This window comes from Cryobacterium frigoriphilum (assembly GCF_004403305.1).
GTDB classification, from domain to species: domain Bacteria; phylum Actinomycetota; class Actinomycetes; order Actinomycetales; family Microbacteriaceae; genus Cryobacterium; species Cryobacterium frigoriphilum.
In genome coordinates this window covers 39,114-52,732 of record NZ_SOHE01000088.1, presented here as the reverse complement: position 1 = coordinate 52,732, position 13,619 = coordinate 39,114, and the positions used below count along the sequence as shown (strand labels likewise).

Below are 13,619 nucleotides of genomic sequence, written 5' to 3'. Positions count from 1 at the left end.
TCAGTTGGTCCTTTCGACGGCGCCGGCACCGAGGTGCGACTTCTGCTGGCTCTTGTGGGTGAGGTAGTCGACGTGCGCGGCCTCGGTGCTCTCGAGGCGGGAGACGGCGGCGACGGGAACGTCCCACCAGCCCTCACCTTCGGGAGCATAGAGCCGGGGGTCATTGTTGATGTGGATCATGGTCGCCCGCGTCGAGGCCTTGGCCGTCTTCATGGCGGCCGAGAGGTCGGCGATCGCGTTGGCCGTGGGCTCGATCGAGATGACGTCGAGGCCGTAGCTCGCGGCGTTGGCTGCAAGGTCGATGGGCAGAATCTCCCCCTGCTCGAAGTTGTTGCCTGCCTTGTCCTGGTAGCGGTAGAGCGTTCCGTAGCGCTGCGATCCGACATCCTCGCTCAGGTGGCCGATCGAGGCGTAACCGTGGTTCTGAATCAGCACGATGATGAACTTGATGCCCTCGGCCACCGCCGAGACGATCTCGGAGTGCATCATGAGGTACGAGCCGTCGCCGACCATGACGATGGAGTCTCGGGTCGTGTCGGCCCGGGCCGCACCGATGCCGCCGGCGATCTCGTAGCCCATGCACGAGAACGCGTACTCGACGTGATAGCCGAGGTCGTCGCGCACCCGCCAGAGCTTGTGCAGATCGCCCGGCAGCGATCCGGCGGCGCAGACCACCACGTCGCGTGGGCCTGAGGCCTGCTGCACGGCGCCGATGATCTCGGACTGGCTCGGCAGCGCGAGGCGACGGTCAATGAACGATTCGTCGACCGCGGCGTCCCAGGTCGCCTTCTCACGGGTGTAGTCGGCCCGGTACTCGTCGGAGACGTGGAAGCCCGCGAGGGCCGCGCTCAGTTCCAGGAGCGATTCGCGGGCATCCGCGACGACCGGAATCGCGCTGCCGTGCTTGAACGCATCGAAGGACGCCACGTTGATGTTGATGAAGCGCACGTCGGCGTTCCGGAAGGCGGTGCGGCTCGCTGCGGTGAAGTCGCTGTAGCGGGTGCCGATGCCGATGATGAGGTCGGCCTGGGCCGCGGCCCGGTTTGCCGCCGTGGTTCCGGTGGCGCCGATCGAGCCGAGGTTCTGCGGGTGATCCCAGACCAGCGAGCCGACGCCGGCCTGCGACATGCCCGCGGGGATTCCGGTGGCGTCAACGAATTCGCGCAGTGCAGCGGTGGCGTCGGAATAGATGATGCCGCCGCCGGCGACGATCAGGGGCCGTCGGCTGCGGGAAATCGCCCGGGCGACCTCGGCGATGATGCCGCGGTCGGGGCGGGGGCGACGGATGTGCCACTCCCGGTCGGCGAGAAATTGCACCGGAACGTCGAGGGCCTCGGCCTGCACATCTTCGGGGAGGGAGATCGTGACGGCGCCGGTCTCGACCGGGTCGGTCAGCACCCGCATCGCGCCGAGCGCGGCCGAGAACAGCTGCTCGGGGCGGTTGACCCGGTCGAAGAAACGTGAAAGCGGCTTGAAGGCGTCGTTCACGCTCATGCTCGCGTCGTGCGGTAGTTCGAGCTGCTGCAGCACGGGATCGGACACCCGGGTGGCGAAGGTGTCGGAGGGCAGCAGCAGCACCGGCAGCCGATTGGTCGTGGCGACGGCCGCACCGGTGAGCATGTTGGTCGCGCCTGGGCCCACGGATGCCGCACAGGCGAAGGTGGAACGGCGGCGGGTCATGCGCGAGTAGGCGATCGACTCGTGCACCATGCCCTGCTCGTTGCGCGCCTGGTGGTACGGCATGAGGGTGGGGTCCTCGACGGACAGCTGTTTGAGGGCCTGACCGATTCCCGCGACGTTACCGTGGCCGAAGATACCGAAGGTTCCGACAATCGTGCGTTCACGGATGTCGCCGTCAACGGTGTACTGATGGCTCAGAAACTCGATGAGGGCCTGACTGACTGTCATGCGGCGGGTTGTCACAACGGTGTGTCCTTTCAAGTGCTGCGGGTGAAAGTTAGGGGGTGTACGGAAGCCGGGAGTCGAACTCCTGGCCGGTCCAGGTGTCGCGTATCCAGCCGTGGGCCGGATCATCGCTGATGCGCCACGAGCGGTCGGGGTCGGGGCCGGCCATCACGTTCAGGTAGTAGAGGTCGTACCCGGGGGCCGCGACACAGGGCCCGTGCCAGCCGAACGGAACGAGGGCGACGTCGCCGGTGTGCACCTCCGCCATGATCTCAATCTTTCCGGCCTCGGACGAATAGGTGCGCATGAGGCCGAACGGGCTCGCGCTGGCCGGCGCGGTCTGGCCTCGAGTGACAGCCGTCTCGAAGTAGTAGATCTCCTCCAGCGTCGATTCCTCGCCGGGCCGGTACTCGTCGTGCTTGTGCGGCGGGTAACTCGACCAGTTCTCGGCCGGGGTGATCACCTCACACACGATCAGGCGGTCGGCCGCCAGACTGGCCGGGGTTCCGAAGTTGTGCACCTGACGGCTGGAGCGACCGGCCCCGCGCAGCTCGATCGGCACATCCGCTTGCGCGATATAGGCGACCGGCAGACTCGCGTCGGTCGGCGCCTCGGCGACGGCCACGCGGCCGGTGCCGGCCCCGTCGACCTCGACGGACAGCGCGGTACCGGTGGGCAGGTACAGCGTGTCGGTGGGTCCGTGAAAAACGGATGCGCGCCCCACGAGCAGCTGCGAGCGCTGCTCGGACTCCCCCGCGAGCGTATAGCGCACCGTGAAGGAACCCGCGAGCGGGACCACGATGCGCTCCACGGCCTCGGCCGCGAGGCGCACGGAGCCGCCCGCCTCGAGCGAGGCGACCCGGATGCCGGTGTAGCGCCATCCGCTGATCGACTGGTCGACGACCGATTCCCAACCGTCACGTTCGAGGGTGCCGCGGGCGTAGAACCAGTCCTGTCCGGTCGGTTCAGCAGATGACAGCATCGGTCCTAACCGTTCTGGGGAAAGCCGAGGTTGATTCCGCCGTGGCTCGGGTCGAGCCAGCGGCTCGTGATGGCCTTGCCGCGCGTGAAGAAGTGCACACCCTCGACGCCGTGGGCCTTGGTGTCGCCGAACAGCGAGTTCTTCCAGCCCCCGAAGGAGAAGTAGGACACGGGCACCGGAATGGGAACGTTGATGCCGATCATGCCCACCTCGATCTCGTTCTGGAAGCGACGCGCCGCGCCGCCGTCGTTCGTGAAGATCGCGGTGCCGTTGCCGAAGGCGCCGGAGTTGATGATCTCCACGCCGTCTTCGTAGCTCGGAACCCGCACAACCGAGAGCACCGGGCCGAAGATCTCATCGATGTAGGCCCGGGAGGTCGTCGGCAGGGCGTCGATCAGGGTCGGGCCGAGCCAGAAGCCGTTCGGGTCCCCGTCAATCTCGACGCCGCGGCCGTCGACGACGATCGTGGCGCCGTCTTCGGCTGCGATGTCGATGTAGCTCGCGACCTTGTCGCGGTGCACCTCGGTGACGAGCGGTCCCATGTCGCAGGAGCGACGGCCATCGCCGACCGTGAGGGTCTTCATGCGGGAGACAATCTTGGCGATCAGATCGTCGGCGACGGGTTCGACCGCGACGATGACGCTGATGGCCATGCAGCGCTCACCCGCACTGCCGAAGCCGGCGTTGATGGCGGAGTCGGCGACGAGGTCGAGGTCGGCGTCGGGCAGCACGAGCATGTGGTTCTTGGCGCCGCCGAGGGCCTGAATGCGCTTGCCGTTGCGGGTTCCGGTCTCGTAGACGTACTGGGCGATCGGGGTGGACCCCACGAAGGAGATGGCCTTCACGTCGGGGTGCTCGAGCAGGCCGTCGACGGATTCCTTGTCGCCGTGCAGCACGGTGAAGACGCCGTCGGGCAGGCCGGCCTCCTTCAGCAGTTTGGCCATCCAGATGGCCGCGCTCGGGTCCTTCTCGCTGGGCTTGAGGATGACGGTGTTGCCGGCCGCGAGGGCGAGCGGGAAGAACCACATCGGGACCATGGCGGGAAAGTTGAAGGGGCTGATAATTCCGACCACGCCGAGGGCCTGGCGGGTGGAGTACACGTCGACACCGGTCGAGACGTTCTCGGAGTAGTCGCCCTTCAGCAGGTGCGGGATGCCGCAGGCGAATTCCACGACTTCCTGGCCACGGGAGATCTCGCCGAGGGCGTCGGAGAGAACCTTGCCGTGCTCGCTCGTGATGATCTCGGCCATTTCGCCCTTGCGAGCGTTCAGCAGTTCACGAAACTTGAAGATGATCGTCTGGCGCTTGGCGATCGAAAGGTCGCGCCAGGCGGGGAATGCGGCCTTGGCGCTCGCGATGGCGGCCTCGATCTCGGTGCCGTTGGCGAGCGGCACGAGCTTGGTGGGCACGCCACGGGCCGGGTCGAAGACCGGAGCCGTGCGACCGGAGGTTCCGACGCGTTCGGCGCCGTCGATCCAGTGGGCGACGACCGGAAGGTCTGAGGTGGTCGCGGGTGCGTTTTCGGTTGCGGTGTTGGTCATCGTGTTACTCCTTCTTGCTGGTGTGAGGCATAGGTCGGTGCGGAATAGTCCGCACGGGAGACGGGAAGAACGGAAACGGCGGGAACGGACGCGGGCGTGCCGTGCACGAGTGCGGCGGCCGTGTCGATCGCACCGACGACATCGCCGTCGGCGGGATACAGCAGGCTGCGACCGACGACGAGTCCGCGCACGCCGGGCAGCCGAAGGGCGTTTTGCCAGGAGCCGAAGGCCTCGTCCTGGTCTCCGGCGGGGTCTCCGCCGAGCAGCAGCGTCGGCAGGGTCGTCGCGGCCATGACGCGCTCCATGTCGGGAACGACCGGCAGCTTCAGCCACGAGTACGCGCTCGAATGCCCCAGGCCTTCGGCGATGGCGATCGAGAGGATCACGGCATCCGTCGTCAGGTCGTTCTGCACCTGATTATCGACCCAGGCGCTCATGAAGGGTTCGAGCATGATGGGCACGCCGGCGTCGGCAGCGTCGCTCACGGCGCGGGCGGTGGCCTCGAGGGTGTTGAGCGAACCCGGATCGCTGAGGTTGATGCGCACGAGGTTCTTGGCGAAGTCGAGGCGATCGCGCTTTACCCGATCGATGTCGTACGCCGTGTAGCGATCATCCATTTCAAAGGATGCTCCGCGCAGCCCGCCGCGGTTCATCGAACCGACCACGATCTTGTCGTCAAGAAGTCCGAGCAATGCCAGATCGTCGATGATGTCGGGGGTGCCGAGCACACCGTCGACACCGGGTCGGCTGAGGGCGATCGCAAGGCTCTCGAGCAGGGAATACCGGTTGGACATGGCCATCGCGTCACCATTGACGCCGAGAGCGCCCCTGGCTCGATGGTCGGCCGCGACGATGAACAGGCGACCGTCGCCCCGCACCAGGTCGCGGCGCGTGCGGGTCGCGAGAATCTCGGCGACGCGCTCGGGGTGCGCGGCACGCGTTTCGCGCAGCGCATCGAAGTCCACGGTGGTGGAGCGTGCCGAGGTGAACGGCGCAGCACTCATGATCGGATTCCTTCCAGTATCGATTCAACCTCTGCGGTCGTGGGCATGGCGGTCGAACATTCGCGTCGGCTGGCCACGAGGGCGCCGGCGACGTTGGCGAACTGCAGAATGCGCTGCAGCGACCAGCCCTGCAGCAGCCCGTGGCAGAGGGCGCCGCCGAAGCTGTCGCCCGCGCCGAGTCCATTGACGACGTCGACGAAATACGGCGGTACCTCGACCGTTTCGGTGCGGGTCTTGGCAAGAACACCCTTGGGTCCCTGCTTGACGATGGCGAGTTCAACCCCACGTTCGAGCAGGGCGTCGGCCGCGCGCAGCGGCTCGGTCTCGCCGACCGCGATCTCGCACTCCTCGCGGTTGCCCACGGCAATCGTGACCTGTTCGAGAGCCCGATCAACCTCGGTGCTGGCCTCGGCGGGAGACGACCAGAACATCGGCCGGTAGTCGAGATCGAGGATCGTGAGCGGTGCCCGACCGCGCGCGGCCCAGGCCGCGTGGTGGGCGGACCGGCTCGGCTCGGCGCACAGGCCGGTCACGGTGGACCAGTAGATGCGGGCGCTGCGGATGGCGGCGAGATCGAGTTCCTCGGGATTGATCACGAGGTCGGGGGCGATGGGATCGCGGTAGAAGTAGAGCGGAAAGTCGTCGGGCGGGAAGATCTCACAGAAGACGATGGGAGTGTTGAGGCCCTCGACCGGCGACACGAACCGGTCGTCCACTCCGAGCCGGCGCAGTTCGTTGTGCACGTAGCGTCCGAAGGGATCGTTTCCGGTACGGGTAATGACGGCCGAATCGAGTCCGTGCCGGGCCGCGGCGATGGCCACGTTGGTGGCGCTCCCGCCAAGGTACTTACCGAAGGTCTCGACGTGTTCCAGGCCCAGGCCGTCTTGCAGCGGATAGAGGTCGATGCCGACGCGTCCGATCGTGAGCACGTCGAGGGCGCGGGCGGTGGCGGTGGAGAAATCGGGGGATTCAGACATACGTCTTTGTACAACTTTCTGAGTCGTGGTCCATGGCTGGTCCGAAACGGAATACTCCGACCATAGCGCGTTTTCGGGTTAATGTCAGGACATATAGACATATTGCCCCAATACAGGTTGGCGCCCGGTTCTTTCAGGACTTGTCGAGACTGCCCGTGTAGACATGGGAACAGGGGTCGCCGCCGCGAACCGCCCGCGTGCCCCCTCCCGCTACCTCTACTGAATGGACGAACGCACGCATGGCCGGATCCACAATTCTCGACCTGCTGCTTGTTCTGCTGTTGATCGTGTCGCTCATCAACGGCTATCGCAGTGGCCTGTTTCGCAGTGTCTTCGGAATTCTTGGCCTCGTCGCCGGTGGTGTCGCGGCATACTTCGTGGTTCCCATTGTCGGAGCCTGGGTGCCGGAACCCGAATGGCGCACCCCCGCATCCATCGCCGCCGCCCTGTTGCTGATCTTCATCGGCCTGTCGATTGGCGGGTCGATCGGTTCGGTTCTGCGGCGCGGTGTCAAGGCGATCAAGCTCGGACCAATCGACCGGGTTCTCGGTGGCGTCTTCACGGCCGCCGCCGCCGCGCTCGTCGCGTCCATGGTCGCCATGAGCGTCGGCTCGCTCGGGGTGCCGTTTCTCTCCCCCGCGATCGCGTCGTCAACGGTCATCAGCGGCATCGATCGCCTCACGCCCGACCCGGTCAAGACCTTCATCGCCCAGTTGCGCTCGGCCGCGGTCAACCAGGGGCTGCCCCGGGTCGTCGACGCGTTCACCGGCCCCGCCCCCGAGATTCCCGTCTTCGACACCGACAACCCGGCGCTGGCACTCGCCGAGCAGTCCGTCGTGCGCATTACCGGCACCGCGTACTCGTGCGGCCAGAGCCAGTCCGGCACCGGCTTCGTCGTCTCGGAAGACCGCATCGTCACCAACGCCCACGTGGTCGCGGGCGTCACCTCTCCCGTGATCGAGTCGCCCTCGGGCGAGTCGCTGCAGGGCGAGATCGTGTACTTCGACCCCGTGGACGATCTCGCCGTGATCGCGGTCGAGGGTTTCTCGGCGGCGCCGCTCGAACTCACCGAGAACCTGGAGCCCGGCAGCCTCGCCGTCGCCGACGGCTACCCGTTTGGTGGGCCCTTCGTCTCCGACCCCGCGGAGGTACTCTCGGTCGGCTCATTGAGCGTCGCCGATATCTACGGCCAGGACCCGACCCCGCGTCAGGTCTACACCCTCGCGAGCGACGTGCAGCAGGGAGAGTCGGGTGGTCCGCTGCTGAGCGATGCCGGCCAGGTCGCCGGGGTCATCTTCGCCAAGTCCACCGACACCGCCAACGTGGGGTACGCCCTCGCCATGGACGAGGTCGAACCGGTCGCGACCGGCGCCGCTGCGCTCACGGACCCCGTCTCTTCGGGCACCTGCGTGCGCGGCTAGTCCGCCACAGAGCGGATGCCGCCCCTGGGTCCGAGCCTCGGGCGGACGTGCCCGCGCGCGCCCGTATCCTCGGTCCCGCGTTGACGAACGCGCCCGATCCGGGTGCCCGCTACGGTAACGGCCGTAGCGGCCACCCGGATCGGGCGCACTCATGCCCGCAACGGGCATCCGTCGCGGACAGACGGCATCGGACACAGACGCTAGCACCGGGTACACGCAGCACGGGCACACGCAGCACCGGGCACACGCAGCACCGGGTACACCGAAGGGCACCCGCCGGTGGCGGGTGCCCTTGTTGTGACGCAGGTGCTGCGTGCTGATCTCGCGAGAAGCTAGACCCGGTCGAGGGCGTAGCCCTCTTCGCCGTGCACGAAGGTGTCGATACCGGCAACCTCGTCTTCGTTCTTGACGCGGAAGCCGAGGGTCTTCTCGATTGCCATGCCGAGCAGGTAGGCGACGATGAAGGAGTAGAACAGCACGGCGAAGGCGGCGATGGCCTGCACGGCAAGCTGTCCGAGGTCGCCGCCACCGGTGAAGAGGCCGGTGCCGGTGGCGAAGAAGCCGAGGTACAGGGTTCCGAGGACACCACCGACGAGGTGGATGCCGACGACGTCGAGCGAGTCGTCGAAGCCGAGCTTGAACTTGAGCTCGATGGCCATGGCGCAGACGGCACCGGCGACGATACCGAGAACGAGCGCCCAGCCCGGCGACAGGTTGGCGCAGGCCGGCGTGATCGCGACGAGGCCCGCGACGGCGCCCGAGGCGGCACCGATGGACGTGGCCTTGCCGTCCTTGAACTTCTCGACGATCATCCAGCCGAGGATGGCCGCGGCGGTCGCGCCCAGGGTGTTGACCACGATGAGGCCGACGTTGGCGAGGCCGTTGATCCACTCGGCTCCAGCGTTGAAGCCGAACCAGCCGAACCAGAGAATGGAGGCACCGATGAGCACGAGCGGTACGTTGTGCGGCTTGGTGATGCCCTTCTGGAAGCCGACGCGCTTTCCGAGGACCAGGGCCAGCGCGAGGGCTGCGGCTCCGGCGTTGATGTGCACCGCGGTACCACCGGCATAGTCGATGACGCCCGGGAGGCCGAGGGTCTCGCCGAGGTTGAGGATCCAGCCGCCGCCCCAGACCCAGGCCGCAACGGGGAAGTAGACGAGCGTGGCCCAGACACCGGCGAAGATCATCCAGGAGCCGAACTTCGCGCGGTCGGCGACGGCTCCGGAGATGAGGGCCACCGTGATGATGGCGAAGGTGGCGCCGTAGGCGGCGCCGATCAGGTCGGTGTTACCGGACTCGCCGGTTGCCATCGCACCCAGGCCGAAGTCGGAGAACGGATTGCCGGCGAAGGAGGTCACGCTGCCGGCGACGCTCATGTTGTAGCCGTAGAGAATCCACAGCACGCTGATGAGCCCGAGTGCGCCGAAGCTCATCATCATCATGCTGATGACGCTCTTGGCCTTGACCAGTCCGCCGTAGAAGAAGGCGACACCCGGTGTCATGAACAACACCAGTGCGGTGGCTGTCAGCCCCCATGCGATGCTTCCGGTATCCATTGATTGTCCTCACGCTCGTGTGCAGTGTGTGCCGGTCTGTGTGAGCACCAGTATCGTGCGAGGACGTTTCGGCAAGTGCACCGTAGTGTTTCCTGCATGTTACGGATTCTTCAGCGCTACTGAAGCTCCCGATCAGGCGCATAATCGGCCCCGAGACATCCATCGAATGAGTGCACAGTGACAATCAGAGTCGAGCGGGTGACCCCTCATTCGGCGTGCGGGGGCAGCTCTCCGGTGGTGAGGGCGACGATGCGCGACAGTGAGCGCAGGTACTTCTTGCGGTAGCCGCCCGCGAGCATCTCGGTATCGAAAACCTCGCTGAGGGGGCGACCACTGGCAATGATGGGAATCTCCGCGTCGTACACGCGGTCGATGAAGGCCACGAGGCGCAGGGCATCCGTCTGATCGGTCAGCAGGAAGACGTTGCTGAGCGCGATGACGCTCACGCCGTTGATGACCTTGACGTACTTCGACGGATGCACCGTGGCCAGGTGGGTCATGAGGGCGCCGAAATCGTCACGGGTCACCTGGGAGCCGCGCTGCGCGAGCGCGGTGACCATGTGGTCGAGTGTCTCGGGCTCGACGGCCACCGCGTGACCCTCGGCCTTGCGGCGCCGATAATCGAGGCCGTCGATGCGCAGGGTCTCGAAGTTGTCGGACATGGCACGAATTTCGCGCAGAAAGTCCTGGGCCGCGAACCGGCCCTCGCCGAGGGAGTTCGGGGGCGTGTTGGACGTGGCGGCGACCCGGGTGCCGGTCTTGACGAGTTCGCCGAGCAGACGCGTCATGACCATGGTGTCGCCCGGATCGTCGAGTTCGAACTCGTCGATGCAGATGAGCTTGGCGCTGCGCAGCTGCGTGATGGTCTCCTGGTAGCCGAGGGCGCCGACGAGGGCGGTGTACTCGATGAAGGTGCCGAAGTACTTCGGGCCCGGCGAGGAGTGCCAGAGGGCGGCCAGCAGGTGGGTCTTGCCCACGCCGAAACCACCGTCGAGGTAGATTCCGGGCAGCTCGGCCTTGACCTTGCGGCTGCGCGAGAAGAACCCGCCGGTGCGCTGGCCCTGCCCCGCTCCGGCAAAGGCCTGCAGCTTCTCGACCGCGCCCATCTGCGAGGGGTAGGCCAGATCGGGGCGGTAGGACTCGAAGGAGGCGTGCTCGAACTGCGGCGGCGGAACCAGCTCTGCCACGATCTCGGCGCCCGTGATGGTGGGCGAACGGTCGGTGAGCCTGGGTACCTGGCGCTTGGTCTTCTGCGCGGCAGCTGCAGTCATTGAAACAACCCGTCTCTTCTATTCTGTGTCGAACGGTGACCGCGCAGACAGCGGCCACCCGCCATTCCGCGTAGCTTTAAGTAATGGCAGATGTCCAAGCCTAATCCGCTTGCAGCCGGCCCCGCACCGGGTGACAGAGCCGCACACAGTCCCAACCTGGAGGTTATCTTGACCATCGAACTCGATCCGGCATCCAAATTCACCGCCTACGCGCACCCCGAACGCCTCGTCTCGACCGAGTGGCTCCAGGCCCACCTCGGCACGGCCGGTCTCGTCGTCGTCGAGTCCGATGAAGACGTGCTGCTGTATGAGACCGGCCACATTCCCGGTTCGGTCAAGATCGACTGGCACACCGACCTCAACGATCCGGTCAACCGCGACTTCGTCGGAAGCGCCGCATTCGCCGCCGTGCTCGGCGCCAAGGGCATCGCGCGCGACACGACCGTCGTCATCTACGGCGACAAGACCAACTGGTGGGCCGCCTACGCCCTCTGGGTCTTCTCTCTGTTCGGCCACACGGATGTGCGTCTGCTCGACGGCGGACGAGACAAGTGGATCGCCGAGGGCCGCAGCGTCACGACGGATGCAACCGTGGTCGCGCCCGCCGTGTACCCCGAAGTGGAACGAAACGACGCTCCGATTCGCGCCTTCAAGGACGACGTGCTCGCTCACTTCGGTAACCCGCTCATCGACGTGCGCTCCCCGGAGGAGTACACCGGTGCCCGCACGACGATGCCCGCCTACCCGGAAGAGGGCGCCCTGCGCGGCGGCCACATTCCGTCGGCCGCGTCGGTGCCGTGGGCACGAGCCGCAGCCCCGGACGCCTCGTTCAAGACCCGCGAGGAACTCGACGCCATCTACAAGGGCGAGGCCGGCCTCACCGAGGGCGACAACGTCATCGCGTACTGCCGAATCGGCGAGCGCTCGAGCCACACCTGGTTCGTGCTGACGCACCTGCTGGGCTTCGAGGGTGTGCGCAACTACGACGGATCCTGGACGGAATGGGGCAACGCCGTGCGCGTTCCCATCGTTCTCGGTGCCGACGTCGGAGTCGCCCCGGCACCCGTCGGTGCTGCCGCGCTCACGCGATAACCGGCTCGCCCGCTATGACCGCACAAGCCCTGCCCGCTCAACTCGCTGCGATTCGGGACGATTTTCTCGCCCTCGAAGAGCGTGATCGGCTCATGCTGCTGCTCGAGTTCTCGAATGAGCTGCCCGAACTGCCCGAACGCTACCGGGATCACACCGATCTCTTCGAGCGGGTCGAAGAATGCCAGACGCCGGTCTACATCTTCATCGAGGTGGAGGAGGATCGTTCGGTGCACATTTTCGCGACGGCGCCGCGGGAGTCCCCGACGACCCGCGGCTTCGTGTCGATCATCGCGCAGGGCCTCGACGGTCTGTCGGTCGAAGAGGCGCTCGATGTGCCCGACGATTTTCCCGACTCGATCGGGCTGCGCCGGGCGGTCTCGCCGCTACGGCTTCGTGGCATGTCGGCAATGCTCGCCCGCACCAAGCGTCAGCTGCGCGAGCGCGCCCCGCAGTAGTCCGCCCCGCCGTAGTCCGCCCCGCAGTAGTCCGCCCCGCCGTAGTCCGCCCCGCCGTAGTCCGCCCCGCAGTAGTCCGCCCCGCCGTCACGACTCAGCTGGATGCGGATGCCTGAGCGGCAAGCCAGTCCCGGATCGCGCCGGTCCAGCCGTGCGGGTCGTAATTGAACAGTTTCGTGTGTCGCGCCACGGTGAACGGCACGAAGGTGACGATGTCGGGGCGGCTGAGGGCGAGCTTGCGGGAGCCGGTCACCGGCACGAACCCGTCATCGTCGCTGTGCAGCAACAGGATCGGCAGCGCGAGCTCGTTCGCCCGCGCGACGAAGTCCAATCGCAGAAAGTCAATCGGGGCGGCCTGGCCGGTCAGCAGCCCGCCCCACCTGCGCCCCATTACGTGCATGGCCCCGCGCGCAATCGCAACGGGCAGTCGGTTCAGAGTGCTCTGGTGCGCGACGACATCGGCCCAGTCGATGACCGGGGAGTCGAGTACCAGCCCGCGGATTCGGTTTCGGTGATGGGTGCGGGTGGCGGTCTGCAGCACGATCGCGCCGCCCATCGACCAGCCCATGAGCACGACCTCCGAGGCGCCGTGCAGCAGCGCGTACTCGATGGCCGCCTCCACATCGAGCCATTCGGTGTCACCCAGCCCGTAGCGGCCGTCGGCGCTGCGCGGAGCTTCACCGTCGTTGCGGTAGGAGATCAACAGCGAGGTGTAGCCCGCATCGCGAAAGACCGGAATGGCCCGCAGCCCCTCTTCCCGGGTCACGCCCCGACCGTGCACCTGGATCACCCAGGGCTGCTGCATCGCGGGTTCTGCGGGGCCAGTTGGCTCCACGGGCCTGGCCGGCACCAGCCAGGCCGGCGCGGGCCCGGCCGTGGTCGCAATCAGCACGTTTTCGAAGTCGAGACCCTGGTCTGCGGGGCTGCGGTACAGCCATCCGCTCAACCGTCCGGTGCGCGCCGTGGCGAGGTCGCCGTAGTAGACGCCGAGCAGAGCTCTCGTCACCGTTCCGGGGGCGACACCGAGCACCTCGCCGAGGCGGGCATGACCGGCGTTGGAGTCGAAGAACAGGCTGTACTCCCCCGGCAGCACCGAATCGGCTGTGGCCTGCAGGGAGACACTGCCAATATCGTGGTCGACGTCGATCACCCGGGTGTCGTCGATGCGTTTGCGGGGCGGGGTGACGATTGTGCGCGCCATCACCGCGGTCAGCACGCTCGCGCCGGCGATCACGGCGACGGCGAGGCCAGCAACCACGATGCCAACCACCACGGCCCCGGTCACGATACTGCGGTCGACAGGGCTGCGGTCGACAGGGCTGCGGTTAACAGGGCTGCCGGTGACAACACCGCCGGTCACGGCCGCTTTTACCCCACCTTGCTGAAAGATTGCCACACGTACCTCCGGGCTGGAC

The 13,619-nt window shown here is 66.7% G+C and carries 11 protein-coding genes; 3 read left to right on the top strand and 8 right to left on the bottom strand.

All coding sequences use genetic code 11. The annotated features are described in order from the left end of the window. From iolD to iolC, 5 genes are read right to left on the bottom strand one after another with little or no spacing between them, the layout of a single operon-like run. Window positions 1-1,908: a 3D-(3,5/4)-trihydroxycyclohexane-1,2-dione acylhydrolase (decyclizing) gene (iolD, locus tag E3T55_RS19250; protein WP_134521149.1), complete on the bottom strand. Its 1,908-nt coding sequence runs from the start codon at window positions 1,906-1,908 to the stop codon at window positions 1-3. 49 nt (window positions 1,909-1,957) lie between these two features. Then, a complete protein-coding gene (iolB, locus tag E3T55_RS19245; RefSeq protein ID WP_134521148.1) occupies window positions 1,958-2,887 on the bottom strand; it encodes a 5-deoxy-glucuronate isomerase in 930 nt (309 codons plus the stop codon). Window positions 2,888-2,892: 5 nt separating this feature from the next. Continuing rightward, entirely contained in the window at window positions 2,893-4,428 is a 1,536-nt protein-coding gene (locus E3T55_RS19240) for a CoA-acylating methylmalonate-semialdehyde dehydrogenase (RefSeq protein ID WP_134521147.1), read from the bottom strand. After that, window positions 4,425-5,432 (bottom strand): class I fructose-bisphosphate aldolase, encoded by a 1,008-nt coding sequence (locus E3T55_RS19235; RefSeq protein WP_241993159.1) that lies wholly within the window; start codon window positions 5,430-5,432, stop codon window positions 4,425-4,427. The genes E3T55_RS19240 and E3T55_RS19235 overlap by 4 nt, the downstream gene beginning before the upstream one ends. Continuing rightward, on the bottom strand, window positions 5,429-6,409 hold the full coding sequence (gene iolC / locus E3T55_RS19230; protein ID WP_134521146.1) for a 5-dehydro-2-deoxygluconokinase: 981 nt from the start codon (window positions 6,407-6,409) through the stop codon (window positions 5,429-5,431). The genes E3T55_RS19235 and iolC overlap by 4 nt, the downstream gene beginning before the upstream one ends. A 239-nt stretch (window positions 6,410-6,648) precedes the next feature. On the opposite strand from iolC, the gene E3T55_RS19225 reads away from it, so the two are divergent. Further along, a complete protein-coding gene (locus E3T55_RS19225; protein WP_134521145.1) occupies window positions 6,649-7,830 on the top strand; it encodes a MarP family serine protease in 1,182 nt (393 codons plus the stop codon). Window positions 7,831-8,162: 332 nt separating this feature from the next. Here the strand turns inward: E3T55_RS19225 and E3T55_RS19220 are convergent, their stop codons facing one another. Continuing rightward, window positions 8,163-9,386 carry an ammonium transporter gene (locus E3T55_RS19220; protein WP_134521144.1) on the bottom strand — a complete coding sequence of 408 codons (1,224 nt, stop codon included), beginning with the start codon at window positions 9,384-9,386 and terminating at the stop codon, window positions 8,163-8,165. A gap of 206 nt (window positions 9,387-9,592) precedes the next feature. Then, window positions 9,593-10,657 (bottom strand): cell division protein ZapE, encoded by a 1,065-nt coding sequence (zapE, locus tag E3T55_RS19215; RefSeq protein WP_134521143.1) that lies wholly within the window; start codon window positions 10,655-10,657, stop codon window positions 9,593-9,595. 168 nt (window positions 10,658-10,825) lie between these two features. Between zapE and E3T55_RS19210 the strand changes: the two genes are divergently transcribed. Continuing rightward, a complete protein-coding gene (locus E3T55_RS19210) occupies window positions 10,826-11,749 on the top strand; it encodes a sulfurtransferase (RefSeq protein WP_134521142.1) in 924 nt (307 codons plus the stop codon). Between the two features lie 14 nt (window positions 11,750-11,763). Beyond that, window positions 11,764-12,204, top strand: coding sequence for a SufE family protein (locus tag E3T55_RS19205; protein WP_134521141.1), 441 nt, complete (start codon window positions 11,764-11,766; stop codon window positions 12,202-12,204). Window positions 12,205-12,298: 94 nt separating this feature from the next. On the opposite strand, the gene E3T55_RS19200 is transcribed toward E3T55_RS19205, so the two are convergent. Beyond that, complete coding sequence (locus tag E3T55_RS19200; RefSeq protein ID WP_134521140.1) at window positions 12,299-13,564, bottom strand: alpha/beta hydrolase family protein; 1,266 nt, start codon at window positions 13,562-13,564, stop codon at window positions 12,299-12,301. Between the last annotated feature and the right edge of the window lie 55 nt (window positions 13,565-13,619).